This is a genomic window from Macrococcus epidermidis (assembly GCF_024205965.1).
Classification (GTDB): domain Bacteria; phylum Bacillota; class Bacilli; order Staphylococcales; family Staphylococcaceae; genus Macrococcoides; species Macrococcoides epidermidis.
In genome coordinates this window covers 673491-688458 of record NZ_CP073819.1, presented here as the reverse complement: position 1 = coordinate 688458, position 14968 = coordinate 673491, and the positions used below count along the sequence as shown (strand labels likewise).

Sequence of the window (14968 nt, the reverse complement as noted above, 5' to 3'; positions counted from 1 at the left end):
ATTATATTATACACTTTTTTACTATAGGAGGTACACATGTTCGAATGGTTTAGTCAATTGTCTCCTGTTGCTCAGGCCGGAATAGCCGGTTTATTTACCTGGTCTATGACTGGACTTGGTGCAGCAGTTGTATTTTTATTTAAATCTGTAAATATGAAAGTATTAAACACAATGCAAGGATTTGCTGCAGGTGTGATGATCGCGGCATCATTCTGGTCACTATTAGCACCTGCAATTGAATTCAGTGAAGAAAATGGACAGATTCCCTGGATTCCTGCAGCAATCGGATTTCTATTAGGTGGTATGTTTATCAGATTACTCGATGTCATCATCCCACATATCCATCCGAAAGCTCAGCCTAGCCATATGCACGAAGGTCCGAAAACGAATTTAAAGAAGTCAACTTTATTATTCTTAGCGATTACTATGCACAATATACCTGAAGGACTTGCCCTTGGTGTTGGGTTTGGTGGTGTTATTTCAGGCAATGAACAGATGCTCCTAGCAGCTATCGGTCTTGCTATCGGGATTGGTATACAAAACATCCCTGAAGGAAGTGCTTTATCTTTACCGATACATGGTGACGGCAAATCAAAATGGTTTTCTTTTAATATGGGGCATGGATCCGCAATCGTAGAGCCTATCTTTGCAATGATCGGTGCTGGTGCTGTACTATTAATTACACCGATGTTGCCCTATGCATTAGCATTTGCAGCTGGCGCGATGATATTCGTTGTCGTTGAGGAGTTAATTCCTGAATCACAATCTGGAGATAATACGGACCTTGCAACATTAGGTTTGATGCTAGGTTTTACAATCATGATGATATTAGATGTGTCGTTAGGATAATCATTACATAGAAAAAGACGAGGAAAATTTTCCTCGTCTTTTTGAATTTTATTTTTCTTTCCCTTTAGTACCATTGATGTACTCATATTTTGATGGGTCAACTTTTTTGAAGTCTTTATTTTTATAGAAGCGTAATAAGTCACCATTTAATAATGAATCTGACATTTCTAATTCTTTTTCTACACTTCTTTTAATTTCAACTGCTTGTTGCTTTTTAGCTACATCTTCAATCGGTAAGTTCGTTTTATTATCATAATAAACGCCATTGATAGATTTAACTTCTGGACTAATAAAGTCACCATTTCTAAACACGACAGTATCTTTATGCGCTTTAGAAAGTAAGTCTGTACCAAACATAACGTATGGTTTAGCATCAATTCCTAATAAGTGTAATAGCGTTGGTGCGACGTCGACTTGTCCAGCATACGTATGATCAACTCTTCCTTCTATGCCTGGTACTTTCATAAATAATCCAGTACGTTGTAAATCCATAAATTTAGTAGGCGTAATCTCTTCACCTAATAATTTTTCCATCGCTTTGTTATGATTTTCAGAAATACCGTAATGGTCACCGTAAATAATGATTACAGAATCATCATACAGACCTTCTTTCTTCAAATCATTGATAAAATCATGTACAGCTTCATCTAAATAACGTGCTGTCTGAACATATCCATCAACCGTTGGATTACCTGTATTCGGTGAATCAATTGTTGCTTCTGTTTCATCGATAGTAAATGGATAATGATTTGTTAAAGTAATTAAGTGTGAATAGAATGGTGCTTTCTCTTCTTTTAGGAATGGAATAGATTCATCGAAGAATTCTTTATCTTTTAATCCTAAATTTTCTAAGTTCTTTTCTGACATATCATAATAAGAAGCATCATAGAATTTATCTACACCGAAATGCTTATAAATTTGATCGCGGTTCCAGAATGTTTTATAGTCTCCGTGCATCACTGAAGTTGAATATCCTTGTTGTTGATGCATGATTGCTGGTAATGACTGATATGTGTTATCGCCTTTTAAGCTGAAGGCTGAACCTTGAGGTAAACCATATATACTGTTATCCATCGTAAGTTCTGAGTCACTCGTCTTACCTTGTCCAGTTTGATGGAAGAAATTATCATAATAGATAAAATCCTTTTGTCCACTTGCGAGTGAATTTAAGAAAGGTGTTACTTCTTCACCATTGACTTTGTAATTGATTAAGAAAGTCTGGAAACTTTCTAAATGAATTTTAATGACATTTTTCTCTTTAGCAATCCCAAATGTTGCGCCATTTGGTGCAGCATATTTTGTCTTTGTATAAGATTGTACTTTTGCTAAGTCATCTGAACTTGCTAATGCTTTTTGCTGGTTATTTTGAATCGTCTTTACCCCGTCATATACCGTAAAATTAAACGGTCCTAAATATTTCACTAAATATTTATGATCAAATGTTCTTGTTAAAAGCTCTGGTCTGTCTGTTTCAGCAAATGCTAAGTTTAAGAAAAATAATGAAATTGAAACTCCCATTAATACAGGGACATATTTTTTCTTAAATGATTTAGTTGATAACTTCTCTTTTCTAAACAATAAAATAAACAGAAAAGCAAAAGTATCAATAAAGTATACAAAATCATACCACTCAAACGAACTCCATAAAGCCCCGCTCATTGATTCAACATTACTTACTTGATTTAATGTACTAAAAGTAATGAAATCCGAGAAAAATCTAAAGTAAACGACATTAGCATACAATAAGAATGTCAGTAAGAAACCACCAATAAACACAAACCAATAAGATTTTCTACCTTTAAAAAATAGAAAAACACTTAAGATTAACGCTACTAAACTATAAGGGTTCATGAGTAATATTAAATTTTGAACGAGTCCTTTAACACCTAGTGACAAATCAATATAATATGCAAAATATGTTTTTAGTGAGACAGCAAGTACTGTCAACAAAAAAAACATAAATATCGATATTTTCTTTTCTTTCATACGTTTTCCTCCATTAAACAAACATTTCTTTCGTGATGCTATTTATAATATTAATCATAACTTAGTTACATTTACACTTTATTATATATTGTAACATAAACGTAATGTTTTTTCTGTGTACAATATATTAATTTATACCGTTTCCACAAAATTTTCAAGTGTTTTTACTTCATAAGTATCTTTTTCGTGTAAAAAGTGACCGAATTGTGACAAACTTGTCTATACATTCAATTCCTTTTGATGGAGAAACTCAATTTGTGCTAATACCGTCTTTAGCCAGTTTTCATAACTCTTTTGTTGTCGTTCTAATTCACTTTTGGAAACCCATTTAAAGTACAATTTTGACCCAGGTTTCTTTTGGGAAAGTTTTGGTAAATGATACGGTGCAATATTAGCGATATATGAGAAATCATTGTCCTGATGCATACTCTTTAATACAATAACAAGATCCCCGTCCTGTGTGAGCTGTAAAGCGCCACTTTGTTTTATACGGATATCTGTGGTGCATACTGGACAATTTATCATATTCCCTTCAAGAATAAAGCCGGTTCTATCAAACCGATTCGTTACGATATAAATATCTTCCTGTAATGCTTGTTTCGTTTCACCTGATAATTCATTCTCACTTACTGACTCCAGATGAAAAACATCTGAATAATAAATGCGTGCCAGTGAATAAGCATCAATACCCCATGTCGTTTCTTTTCGTTTCGCTATATTTTCGAACAATTTTTTCTGAAATGGTGTGTAACTACGCGCCAATTCAAAACGAGCACCTGCTTGAATAATATAATCTTCTGTATCTTTTAAACGACAACTATCGATTTGCAGACCACCGGCAATTGCCATATAAACACGTGTACCTTTTTTAGGTTGACCAAAATAAAGCGTTTCTCCTCTTTCCATAAGATGCACTTTCATTGGCATAATACGTCTTTCATCAGTATAAGCGTAAAACTCAGCTCCCATTAAAGCGATTAACGTCGGTTCACGAAAGTGTATGGTCGGCGCCTGGAAAGTCATTTCAATCGTTGGTGTATTAACCGGATTACCTACTAATGCATTTCCTAATATATGAGATAATGCATCACATGGGCCATCTAAAGATAATGAAGCATTTTCTTTAGTTTCTAACTGTTGAAAAGTTGTATAAATACCTGCTGTTTGAAATATGATAGACATCGTTATATTTCCCTTCTCATTTAATTTACAATATTAATATAACCTTTACATCGGCCAAAAGTCGTAAAAAAATTCTACCGCTTATGATCGGTAGAATATATTGGTGATATCAATCAATATGGTTCTAAAACAAAAAGCGATAAACGTAACAATTATTATAGATGCGATCATCGTCACATATAACATCACCAGAGCATTATTCGTCTTATCATCTTTAAAAAGTTTGATGATATATCGATTCATTATATAGACTAATAGCGATAAACCTGCTAGTAGAAATAAAATCATGAGGAAATTCATCATTCGCTTCACCTATTTTCGGATTTTACACTTTAATAGCATTTATTATAACGCTTTTGAGTGTATTAATAAACCAGGAATATATTATTTTAATTGTAATGTTACCTGAACCCATTCTCTTAAACTATTAATCATATATAATTTAACTTCTCCAGCGCGATACTTTTCAATAAACGTCGCTACTTCAATTTGCGCTTCTTTCACTTCACCACGATCCAGTAGCGCACTTCTCATACATCCATTCAGTATGTAGTCATGCTTTGGGGTATAGTACACCCCTTCACTTTCGATAACCGCATTGCCAATATTAAACTCAAGTAGATATGTATCATCATGAAATAATGTTAAGCCCTCAGATGCATATTGACTACGCACTGACGTTTTATTTTGATGGAACGCTTTTTTATTAAAATGCATCAAACGTAATGCTGCTTTATGATTAAATGTGCCAATGGACTTAATTGATGAAGAAATATTACCATTACAATCAACTGTGATTCGCAACATGAAAGGTTCAACTTCTTTTATATCATGAAAGGTTGAATCAAAGAGACTATCTAGTTCATTTTCATCATAATCAATCTTAAAATGATTCAATGCTTTCATCATTCGAGCTTTATGATACGCTTTTCTTTTAATTTCTCCACGTTCAACACGCATCGTTTCAATAAGATGGAAATCATCTGGTAAAGTTACGCTTGTATCACGGATATAATCTAGTATTTTGGACTTAGCTACCATTTCGTCATACTCAAGTTCAGAATTCGAATCAATTGTGATTCCTCCACCGACGCCATATGTCACTACTTCCTCATTATGCTTATATTCAAGCGTTCTAATCGGTACGTTAAAGATTGCAACTTCATTTGGTACGATTAAACCTATTGTGCCGCAATATACTGAACGTTCTGTGTCTTCAAGACGATTGATGATGTTCATCGTTGACTGTTTCGGTGCTCCTGTGATCGAACCACACGGAAACAATGCTTTCATGATATCATATAAACCTTTGTCTTCTAATGTAGCAGTGATTGTTGAAGTCATTTGGTAGACCGATTTAAATCGCTCAATCGTAAAGAGATGTGGTACCTTTACACTACCTTTCTTTGCGATTTTACTCAAATCATTGCGTAATAAGTCGACAATCATCACATTTTCAGCTCTATCTTTGACTGAGTCTTTTAAAAACTGAAAGTTTTGTGTGTCTTTCACTGGATTGCTGTCCGTTGGCATCGTACCCTTCATCGGTTTCGTCAGAACCTCTTTTGTGCTGAAATCATACTGAAAGAAAAGTTCTGGCGAGATACTGACGATTGTTTGTGTGTCATCTTCAATATATGCAGTATAATCACCATGCTGCTTTGAGAGCTTTTCATAAACGTGATAAAGATTGCGTTCATTATTCTTCGCCAGCAGTCTTGTCGTGTAATTCACCTGATACGTATTGCCTAATCTGATTTCCTGCTGAATAGCTTCAATCTGTTTTATGATATGTGCTTTATCATTCATAAATTGAAAATCAAGAGTTATATTTGGTGCCTCTTCATTGAAAGACTTATTTATCACACTCTCACGATTGAAATAATAAAATTTTATTAACTGGTCGCTATCTTTTGTACTAAGCAAAGGATCGAACAATCTACTCGCTTCATATTTCATCACTGTAAGCACAATATATCCACTTGTTTCCGCTTCACGCAGTGCTGCTTCAACTTTATCTGCATCGTTAACAACAACAATCTTAAATGGTTGTTCGAACTTAAAATGATAGTTCCTATTTTTTTCAGCAATATATTTAAAGTTAATTTCAGCTTTCATATATATCTCCTTTAATGAATGATGCTAACATCTTTAATCCATCAGTTGTAAGAATCGATTCCGGATGAAACTGAATGCCGTAAATCGCTAACGCTTCATGACGAATACCCATAATAATGTTATCTTCTGTCCAGGCAGTCTTTTTAAGTGGTAATTCTACTTCTCCATTTTGCCCTAACGAGTGATATCTAGCTACTTTTGTAGGTGAAGCAATGTCTTTAAAAATCATATTACCATCATGAAAGATATCTACCTGATGACCGTGTACCGGTCTTAACTGCTTTATTACATTATTATAATGCATCATAATAACCTGAAACCCTAAACAGACACCAAGTATCGGTATTGTTCCACCAAATTTATCTAAAATGTCATGCGCCAATTTCGCATCTCTAGGATGACCTGGTCCTGGCGATAAAATAATATGCGATGGCTTTATTTTTCTTATATCTTCTATAGTGATTTCATCTATTGTCTTTGTCACGACATTTTCATCTAACTGCTCAATGTAATGCACAATATTATATGTAAACGAATCGTGATGATCAATCATAAGTATCATTTAAATGCCTCATTTATTTTTTTAATGGAAAACGCTTTTATTGATTTAATGATTTTATTATAGCTTTAATATGTTATAATGAGAAACGAAATTTAATAAGAGGTTCCTAGCACATACCCTCTATAAAAAACTAGTTTGACATCTTGCTAGGGGAAGGTGTCTTTTTTTATTGAAAAGAGGAATTATAATGGAAAAACAATTAAACAACAACAAAGCACTTGTCGTATTCAGTGGTGGACAAGATAGTACAACTTGTCTATTCTGGGCGATGGAAAGATATAGTGATGTTGAAGTTGTGACATTTAATTATGGTCAACGACATGCTCTAGAAATTGATATCGCCAAACAAATTGCAAATGAGCAAGGCATAAAACATCATATTTTAGATATGTCATTGTTATCGCAGCTCTCACCTAATGCATTAACACATCATAATGTTGCAATCACTCATGATAATAATGTTCCGAATACGTTTGTGCCGGCACGTAATTTATTATTTATGAGCTTTGCTGCAGCACTTGCTTATCAAATAGAAGCAAAACACATTATTACAGGTGTATGCGAAACAGACTTCTCAGGATATCCTGACTGTCGGGATAACTTTATAAAGTCATTAAATGTAACGATAAATTTATCGATGGATGTTAATTTTGAAATTCACACACCTTTAATGTGGCTCGACAAGAAAGAAACATGGGCACTCGCTGATGCACTCGGTAAACTAGATTACGTTAGAAATAAAACGCTCACTTGTTATGAAGGGATACCTGCAGACGGTTGTGGAGAATGTCCAAGCTGTAAACTTCGTAACAAAGGTCTCAATGATTATTTAAATGAAAAGGAAGTTTTATCATGATGCAACAGATATATCCTCAAGTTAATCATAACTATGCGTTTGAATTAAATAAAGATATGAACTTTTCAGCAGCGCATTATATTCCTGACGAACGCGCTGGTGTATGTAGCAGAACGCATGGACATACGTACTTTGTCAATGTGACAATCGCTGGCAATCACTTAGACAAAATGGGTTTCTTAGTGAATTTCAGAGATATTAAATCCATTATTAATGATACATTTGATCATACTCTAATCAATGATTTACCCGAGTTAAAAGATAAAATGCCATCAACAGAACTTGTCGCGAAAACCATCTTCGATATGATTGACAATCATTTAAATACACTGCCACATGCACCAAAAGTGTTACAAGTCTTCTTACGCGAAACACCAACAAGCTATGTTATTTATAGAGGTGTACGATGAAAATACCAGTACTCGAAATATTTGGCCCTACAATACAAGGTGAAGGTGCTGTTATCGGCCGTAAAACAATGTTTGTTAGAACAGCTGGCTGTGACTTTAAATGTGATTGGTGTGATTCAAAATTTACATGGGATGGTAGCGCAAAAGATGACATTGAAATGCTTACAGCAGATATTATCTTTGAACGCCTGCAGCAACTCGCACCGAATAACTTTAATCACGTAACGATTTCCGGTGGTAATCCTGCATTAATTAAAAATATTGCTGCACTCGTCGAATTATTACACGCACATAATATAGAAGTCGCACTTGAAACACAAGGGAGTAAGTTTCAGCCATGGATGACTGAGATTGATCAATTGACACTAAGTCCAAAACCGCCAAGTTCAAAGATGCAACAGGATATCAATCAACTCGATTTTGTCATCAATCAATTAGAATATAATAAAGTCTCGTTAAAAATAGTAATTTTTAATGATGATGACTATAAGTTTGCACAGATGATTCATCATCGTTATCCGAATATAAAATTTTACTTGCAGGTTGGTAATCCATATTTAGATGAAACTGTCAATGACCACACAGAAAAATTACTCGCTAGATATGAAGCATTGATTGACAAAGTGATGCAGGATAATACGATGAATGATTGCTATGTTTTACCTCAACTACATACATTATTATGGAGTAATAAAAAAGGCGTTTAATCTATGCATTAAACGCCTTACTTGTTATAATTCTTTTATGTGGCTAAAAAAGGAGGTAGAAATGATGGAAAAAGTAATATTACTCAATATTTTCATTACATGCACCTTATTTCTATACTTCTATAAAAAAGAATTAAAACCTTCCTATATACCACTCATATTTAGCAGTTTGCTTGTTACGCTCATCAACTATCCTGTGATAGGAACAAGTAACTTTATATCAAAGACAGTTGTATTATTTGTAATGGTGACAAGCATCGTTCATATTTATTTAAGATATTATCATTATGAACATTATCATATTTATATTCATAATCGTTTCATACATTTGATATTTGCGATAATATTTAATATATCTATACCATTTATCTTGATAACATCACCACAATCTATCTATCAATCTAGTGCATATTTAAGTGTGTCAGTTTTTATACTTGGATTGATTCTATATCAGCTTTCAGAAATTGATCGCCCTGTACGTTGGTTCCAAATCGAACGCATCAATACATATCGCTACATTAAACACCCGAAGCAACTAGGTGAAATATTTTTTGTAATAAGTTATTGCTTACTCACGCTATTTCTACCATATAGTTTCTTCTATGTCATTATCGGAATAACATACATATTCTATATAAAGAAAAACCACCTATTCAAGGAAACCTAAATAAATTGCATATAAATGTTTATACAATTTTCGTACGGGTATTAACTACTATAAGCAAAAGCTTATTATGTTTTTATTCTATACTTAAATTATTAGGAGGTTTATCATATGGGCTTAATTATTATGTTAATTGTCGGTGGACTTGTAGGTTGGGTTGCCGGAATGATTATGGGAACTGATATCCCAGGCGGAAAAATTGGTAACATTATCGCAGGTTTACTTGGCGCATGGGTTGGTGGACAACTTATCCCTGGTTTCGGACCTGAGTTCGGTGGCGTTTATATTATTCCAGCATTAGTTGGTACAGTATTATTAATCGCTATCGTGTCTATCGTTTTACAAATGATGCACAAACGTCGTTAATTAAAAAAAGCCCATTTGGGCTTTTTTTTATGCATTAATTTAAATATTGTGTGATAAAGATTCCTACAAATACCGTTATAAATACGGCATTCGCTATTTCTGCAATCCCAATCTTCATTGGTTTCATCTGTTTACCATAAAATACGACTGCTCTCATTAAACTTGGAATAAATGCGACACCTATCAACGGATGTACAATAAATGCGAGTATCAGCCCTATTAAGTGATAACTAAATGAAATATATTTATATTTAATATTTTTCTTCTCACGAATCATCGTCTTCACATAAAATGTTGTTCCTACAAAATAAAGAAAACTAATCAAAAAGATATAACTCATCTTTGTATCAAATTGACCTTCTCCGATAAAGTATGATAGTAATCCCGCAATCGAAAAAATTGTAATTGCACTAAAGTCATTAAGTAGATGACGTTCATTACGTTTAGAGGCAAAATATAAGTTAATCACTCCAAACGGAAGCATTGCAGCGAAAAATAATAATATACGGTAATCATATAATACAACAGGAATAAGCAACACAATAGCAATCGTTAAAAATAATAGACTTCCTTTAATATAGGCAAAATTTTTCTTACGCTGTTTGACATAAAATAATACATTATCGATAAAGAAGAAGATCATAAACCAGGCAGCAAAAAATAATAATTGATACACATTAAATTGACTTGCAAACATTCCGAACAATACCGGCATAATAATCATTGCCCATGCACCGTGTTGATTTGGCTTTTTAAATTTCATCATTATCACCTCAACACCTATTGTACTAAAAGGTGTATATAAAATACCTCTTTAAATATATCAATTTAATGACGATATTAAAGAGGTATGAAAAATATGAATAAACATTAGCAATTATTTCAAATCTCCCATATTCACTACATCAGGATCTTTAAACTGTCTTTCATTCTTGTTTAGTGTATCAATTGCTTGTATATCCGCTTCATTTAATTCGAAATCAAAAATATCATAATTCTCTGCTATTCTTTCAGGATTGCTGGATTTAGGAATAACGATACGACCACTATCAATATGCCAGCGTAAAATAATTTGAGGCACAGTTTTGTTATATTGCTCTGCGATACTTTGTAACACTTCGTTATTAAACATATCGCCACCTCGCATTAACGGACTCCATGCTGTCACTAAAATATCCTGCGCCTCACAATACGCTTGTAAATCTTTCTGATTAAATATCGGATGATATTCGATTTGATTGACTACAGGTTTAACTTTAGCTACTGCTAGTAATTTTTCCAGGTGATGTTGTTTAAAGTTCGCAACCCCTAAAGATTTTATCTTACCTTCAGCGTATAACGCTTCCATCGCCTGATAACTTTCGATAAATAGATCATTATCCGGACATGGCCAATGTATTAAATATAAATCGATATAATCAAGTCCTAACTTCTCTAAAGAATCATTGAACGCTTGCTTAGTATTCTCATAGCCTTGATCATCATTCCAGAGTTTCGTTGTCACAAATAAAGATTCACGCGGTACACCACTATTTTTCAATGCTTTACCAAGAGACGCTTCATTAAAATAAAAGTGTGCTGTATCAAATGCTCGGTACCCTGCTTTGATTGCAGCGTCAACTGCATCCTGCATCTCTTCATCCGTTATTTTGTATACACCTAGCCCTAACATTGGCATTTCAATACCATTGTTTAATGTCACTGTCTTTGTCATATGATTCACTCCTTTACTTAATAGTACGACTAACATATTATTTATTCAAAAGTTATGGGTTTATATAAGCGAAGAAATCAATTGTTTTGTATAATGAAAATGAAATAATATATTGGAGGCGACTATTGTGAATAACCACGAAATTGATTACAAGATTTACGGCGATGATATGCAATATGTAGAAATCGAATTAGATCCGAACGAAACTGTCGTTTCAGAAGCTGGATCAATGATGATGATTAATCCATCGATTGAAATGCAAACTATCTTTGGTGATGGTTCTTCATCAGGTGGCAGTGGATTTATGGATAAATTATTTGCAGCAGGTAAACGAACGTTAACTGGTGAAAGTTTGTTTATGACAACATTTACGAACCGTGGACACGGCAAAGAACATGTATATTTTGCAGCGCCATATCCAGGTAAAATCATTCCTATAGATTTATCTGAAGTTGATGGGGAATTTATTTGTCAAAAAGATGCGTTCTTAGCAGCAGCTCAAGGTGTAAGCGTTGGTATTGCGTTCCAAAAACGATTAGGTGCAGGTTTCTTCGGTGGTGAAGGTTTTATTATGCAACGTTTGCAAGGTGACGGTATGGCGTTTATTCATGCAGGTGGTGCAATCATGCGCAAGAATTTACAACCTGGTGAAGTATTACTTGTCGATACAGGATGTCTTGTAGGTATGTCTAAAGATGTTGATTATGATATTCAAACCGTGCCAGGACTTAAAACAAAATTATTTGGTGGCGAAGGTATCTTCTTAGCAAGGCTACAAGGTCCAGGCACTGTATACATTCAATCTCTACCATTCTCTAGATTTGCATCAAGAATCTTTGCTGCAGCACCAGTGACAGGTAAACAAACAGGCGAAAGCGGTATCGGTGGATTATTCGATATGTTTAGTGATTAATTGATTAATTATAATATTTGAAAAAGCATCCCTTGGTTGAGGGATGCTTTTTTAGGTGATGAAACTCATGTTATTCATTATTTGATTGAATGAGATGGTATTAAACTGCCTTCTTCTACAACACTCTTACCTATCGCTTCGGTGTATATCCTAACATATCAAAGAGTTCATTTTTCTCACTATCCGTTAAATTTTTCCACTGCCCTAACTTCAAGTCATCAACTAGTATATTCATCACACGTAGTCGACGTAACTGCTTTACTTCATATCCTAGCGCTTCACACATACGTCGAATTTGTCTGTTAAGTCCTTGCGTGAGTATAATTTTAAAGGTCTTCGCATTCACTTTTGTAACGACAGCAGGTAAAGTTACTGTGTCTAAAATTTCAACACCTTCAGACATTTGCTTAATAAAGTCCGCTGTTATCGGCTTATCTACTGTCACAATATATTCTTTCTCATGTTTGCCTTCTTTACGCAGAATTTCATTAACAATATCTCCGTCATTCGTCAGTAATATTAAACCTTCACTATCCTTATCTAAACGCCCAATATGAAATATACGTTCAGCGTGTCCAACAAAATCCACAATATTGCCTTTTATATGACGTTCTGTTGTAGATGTAATACCTCGTGGTTTATTGAGTTTAATATAGACATAGCCTTTATCAGTGTTTAAAGTCACTACTTTATTATCCACTTCAACAACATCACTTTCTGAAACTTTGCTACCAAGTTCTGCTTTCACACCGTTTATCTTAATGCGTCCCGCTTCTATCCATTTATCCGCACCACGTCTCGAACAAATCCCTGCTTCAGATAAAAATTTATTGATTCTCATCATAAATGCCTCCAAAAAAAGAAAGAGCATCTCAGCTCTTATCTTTAATAGTATTTTGAACGTACAAAATAGTGATCATATATAAATGTACCAAAAGGTATAAACGCCACGATGAAACCTGCAAGGGGCCATTTCCAGTCCCATTTCACCTTTATCGTCATCAACACTAAAGTCACAATATAGATCGTAAATAAAAATCCATGAATTGATCCTACTACTGTCACTACTTCAGGTTTACCAGCCATATATTTTAATGGCATTGCGATCCCCATTAACAATAGCAGTGACCCACCTTCTAAAAAACCAAAAAATCGAAATACACTTTTTAATGTTTGATTATTCATCTATAACGTCCTCATCTTCTTCTGTTACTGAACGAGATGCATTAAATTCTTTGTGCAATGCAACAGATTTAATCTGGTGGTTTTCAGCATCCAATACAACCCATTTATCATATTTAGTATCAACATAATCATCTTTATCGATATCTGGATTTTGAGCCTGCATCCACCCACCAATGGTATCTATATCTTCCGAATCTTCAAAAACGATGCCAAATTTCTCTTCGATATCATCTAATAATACACGACCATTTATCTGGTAAGTGTTATCACCTGTTTTGATAATATCATTAACTTCATCTTCATCGAATTCATCTCGAATTTCACCAACGATTTCTTCTAAAATATCTTCCATCGTTAAAATACCAGCTGTTCCACCATATTCATCAATAACTAATGCGATATGTACACGCTCGCGTTGCATCTTAATCAGTGCATCACTAATACGCGTTACTTCATGAATCAATGGCAGGTCATGAATATGATCTTTAATACGTACAGGATCCCCTGAAGCATATTTCGTTAAAAATTCTTTCACGTTAATAAACCCGATAATATGGTCTTTATCACCATCTTCTGAAATTGGATAACGTGTAAATTGATGTTCATTAATAACTTCTAATAATTCATCAATATTAAATGGTTGTGTTAACGTAATCATTTGTGTACGTGGTACCATAATATCTTTTGCTAAACGTTCATCAAAGCTGAAGATATTTTGCATATATGCCAGTTCAGTATGATTAATTTCACCGCTTTGATAACTTTGCGTCATAATAATTTTAAGCTCTTCTTCACTCATCGCCTGTTCATGGTCAGCAGGTTGTACACCAAATATTCTTAAAATTAAACGTGCCGTACCATTCATTGAATAAATTAATGGTTTCATAATAATCCCGAAGAAATATAAAGGTCTGGCAAATGCTAAAGTCATCTTTTCTGCATATTGAATCGCTAATGACTTCGGAGCTAATTCACCTATAACGACATGTATAAACGTAACGATAAAGAAACTTAAAAATACAGTAAGCGGCTTACTCATATCAGTTGGGATGTGTAACAAATGAAGCACCGGGTGAATTAAAGATTCGAATGTCGATTCTCCAATCCAACCTAAACCTAATGCTGTTACTGTAATCCCTAATTGACATGCAGATAAATAGTAATCTAAATGATGGACCATATGCTGTACAATTTTAGCAGCACTATTCCTTTCACTAACAAGTTGATCTATACGTGACGTTCGAACCTTTACTAAACTAAATTCTGATCCAACGAATAAAGCAGTAAGCAATATTAATAAAGCAAATAATAATAAACTTGATATGGTATGTATGTCCAATTAATTCCCTATGACTAGGGATTCACCTCCGGTTTTTGTTTAGTGACTACTGAAGTCACAAATGTTTGTTTGATATTTTTTAAAAGATTAAATGGAATGAAGTTAGTATCATGTAAA

The 14968-nt window shown here is 34.0% G+C and carries 16 protein-coding genes; 7 read left to right on the top strand and 9 right to left on the bottom strand.

Going from position 1 to position 14968, the window contains the following annotated elements:
- Positions 1-36 precede the first annotated feature (36 nt).
- Positions 37-849 (top strand): ZIP family metal transporter, encoded by an 813-nt coding sequence (locus KFV12_RS03720; RefSeq protein ID WP_254257334.1) that lies wholly within the window; start codon positions 37-39, stop codon positions 847-849.
- A gap of 48 nt (positions 850-897) precedes the next feature.
- Here the strand turns inward: KFV12_RS03720 and ltaS are convergent, their stop codons facing one another.
- The 4 genes from ltaS to KFV12_RS03700 form a co-directional block, all read right to left on the bottom strand.
- A complete protein-coding gene (gene ltaS / locus KFV12_RS03715; protein WP_111714262.1) occupies positions 898-2835 on the bottom strand; it encodes a polyglycerol-phosphate lipoteichoic acid synthase LtaS in 1938 nt (645 codons plus the stop codon).
- Positions 2836-3054: 219 nt separating this feature from the next.
- Entirely contained in the window at positions 3055-4017 is a 963-nt protein-coding gene (locus tag KFV12_RS03710; RefSeq protein ID WP_254257333.1) for a 5-oxoprolinase subunit C family protein, read from the bottom strand.
- Between the two features lie 384 nt (positions 4018-4401).
- Positions 4402-6135: a bifunctional chorismate-binding protein/class IV aminotransferase gene (locus tag KFV12_RS03705; protein ID WP_254257332.1), complete on the bottom strand. Its 1734-nt coding sequence runs from the start codon at positions 6133-6135 to the stop codon at positions 4402-4404.
- The gene (locus tag KFV12_RS03700) at positions 6125-6697 is read right to left on the bottom strand and encodes an anthranilate synthase component II (RefSeq protein ID WP_254257331.1); all 573 of its coding nucleotides are present in this window, start codon (positions 6695-6697) and stop codon (positions 6125-6127) included. Before KFV12_RS03700 ends, KFV12_RS03705 begins: the two co-directional genes overlap by 11 nt.
- 187 nt (positions 6698-6884) lie before the next feature.
- Here KFV12_RS03700 and queC point away from each other — a divergent pair, with 187 nt between their 5' ends.
- The 5 genes from queC (at position 6885) to KFV12_RS03675 (ending at position 9700) form a co-directional block, all read left to right on the top strand.
- Positions 6885-7553, top strand: a complete 669-nt coding sequence (gene queC, locus KFV12_RS03695) for a 7-cyano-7-deazaguanine synthase QueC (RefSeq protein WP_255724803.1) — start codon at positions 6885-6887, stop codon at positions 7551-7553.
- The gene (queD, locus tag KFV12_RS03690; RefSeq protein WP_254257620.1) at positions 7553-7963 is read left to right on the top strand and encodes a 6-carboxytetrahydropterin synthase QueD; all 411 of its coding nucleotides are present in this window, start codon (positions 7553-7555) and stop codon (positions 7961-7963) included. Before queC ends, queD begins: the two co-directional genes overlap by 1 nt.
- Positions 7960-8670, top strand: a complete 711-nt coding sequence (queE, locus tag KFV12_RS03685) for a 7-carboxy-7-deazaguanine synthase QueE (protein ID WP_111714256.1) — start codon at positions 7960-7962, stop codon at positions 8668-8670. Before queD ends, queE begins: the two co-directional genes overlap by 4 nt.
- A 64-nt stretch (positions 8671-8734) precedes the next feature.
- Positions 8735-9337, top strand: coding sequence for a hypothetical protein (locus tag KFV12_RS03680; RefSeq protein WP_146608855.1), 603 nt, complete (start codon positions 8735-8737; stop codon positions 9335-9337).
- Between the two features lie 108 nt (positions 9338-9445).
- Positions 9446-9700 (top strand): GlsB/YeaQ/YmgE family stress response membrane protein, encoded by a 255-nt coding sequence (locus KFV12_RS03675; RefSeq protein WP_254257330.1) that lies wholly within the window; start codon positions 9446-9448, stop codon positions 9698-9700.
- A gap of 34 nt (positions 9701-9734) precedes the next feature.
- Here KFV12_RS03675 and KFV12_RS03670 read toward each other — a convergent pair whose 3' ends face one another.
- Positions 9735-10463 (bottom strand): YwiC-like family protein, encoded by a 729-nt coding sequence (locus tag KFV12_RS03670; RefSeq protein WP_254257329.1) that lies wholly within the window; start codon positions 10461-10463, stop codon positions 9735-9737.
- Between the two features lie 114 nt (positions 10464-10577).
- A complete protein-coding gene (locus KFV12_RS03665) occupies positions 10578-11414 on the bottom strand; it encodes an aldo/keto reductase (protein ID WP_111714253.1) in 837 nt (278 codons plus the stop codon).
- A gap of 127 nt (positions 11415-11541) precedes the next feature.
- Between KFV12_RS03665 and KFV12_RS03660 the strand changes: the two genes are divergently transcribed.
- Complete coding sequence (locus KFV12_RS03660) at positions 11542-12327, top strand: TIGR00266 family protein (RefSeq protein ID WP_111714252.1); 786 nt, start codon at positions 11542-11544, stop codon at positions 12325-12327.
- A gap of 130 nt (positions 12328-12457) precedes the next feature.
- On the opposite strand, the gene KFV12_RS03655 is transcribed toward KFV12_RS03660, so the two are convergent.
- The 3 genes from KFV12_RS03655 to KFV12_RS03645 are packed head-to-tail and all read right to left on the bottom strand — an operon-like array spanning position 12458 to position 14851.
- A complete protein-coding gene (locus tag KFV12_RS03655) occupies positions 12458-13168 on the bottom strand; it encodes a pseudouridine synthase (RefSeq protein ID WP_254257328.1) in 711 nt (236 codons plus the stop codon).
- A 44-nt stretch (positions 13169-13212) separates the two neighbouring features.
- Positions 13213-13512, bottom strand: a complete 300-nt coding sequence (locus tag KFV12_RS03650) for a DUF3817 domain-containing protein (protein WP_111714250.1) — start codon at positions 13510-13512, stop codon at positions 13213-13215.
- Entirely contained in the window at positions 13505-14851 is a 1347-nt protein-coding gene (locus tag KFV12_RS03645) for a hemolysin family protein (RefSeq protein WP_254257327.1), read from the bottom strand. Before KFV12_RS03645 ends, KFV12_RS03650 begins: the two co-directional genes overlap by 8 nt.
- Positions 14852-14968: the final 117 nt, after the last annotated feature.

Coding starts and splice junctions, on each gene's coding strand:
- KFV12_RS03650 (WP_111714250.1), bottom strand. CDS start 13,512: ATGAATAATCAAACATTAAAAAGTGTATTTCGATTTTTTGGTTTTTTA.
- KFV12_RS03675 (WP_254257330.1), top strand. CDS start 9,446: ATGGGCTTAATTATTATGTTAATTGTCGGTGGACTTGTAGGTTGGGTT.
- KFV12_RS03720 (WP_254257334.1), top strand. CDS start 37: ATGTTCGAATGGTTTAGTCAATTGTCTCCTGTTGCTCAGGCCGGAATA.
- KFV12_RS03655 (WP_254257328.1), bottom strand. CDS start 13,168: ATGAGAATCAATAAATTTTTATCTGAAGCAGGGATTTGTTCGAGACGT.
- ltaS (WP_111714262.1), bottom strand. CDS start 2,835: ATGAAAGAAAAGAAAATATCGATATTTATGTTTTTTTTGTTGACAGTA.
- KFV12_RS03710 (WP_254257333.1), bottom strand. CDS start 4,017: ATGTCTATCATATTTCAAACAGCAGGTATTTATACAACTTTTCAACAG.
- queC (WP_255724803.1), top strand. CDS start 6,885: ATGGAAAAACAATTAAACAACAACAAAGCACTTGTCGTATTCAGTGGT.
- KFV12_RS03670 (WP_254257329.1), bottom strand. CDS start 10,463: ATGAAATTTAAAAAGCCAAATCAACACGGTGCATGGGCAATGATTATT.
- queE (WP_111714256.1), top strand. CDS start 7,960: ATGAAAATACCAGTACTCGAAATATTTGGCCCTACAATACAAGGTGAA.
- KFV12_RS03680 (WP_146608855.1), top strand. CDS start 8,735: ATGGAAAAAGTAATATTACTCAATATTTTCATTACATGCACCTTATTT.
- queD (WP_254257620.1), top strand. CDS start 7,553: ATGCAACAGATATATCCTCAAGTTAATCATAACTATGCGTTTGAATTA.
- KFV12_RS03665 (WP_111714253.1), bottom strand. CDS start 11,414: ATGACAAAGACAGTGACATTAAACAATGGTATTGAAATGCCAATGTTA.
- KFV12_RS03700 (WP_254257331.1), bottom strand. CDS start 6,697: ATGATACTTATGATTGATCATCACGATTCGTTTACATATAATATTGTG.
- KFV12_RS03705 (WP_254257332.1), bottom strand. CDS start 6,135: ATGAAAGCTGAAATTAACTTTAAATATATTGCTGAAAAAAATAGGAAC.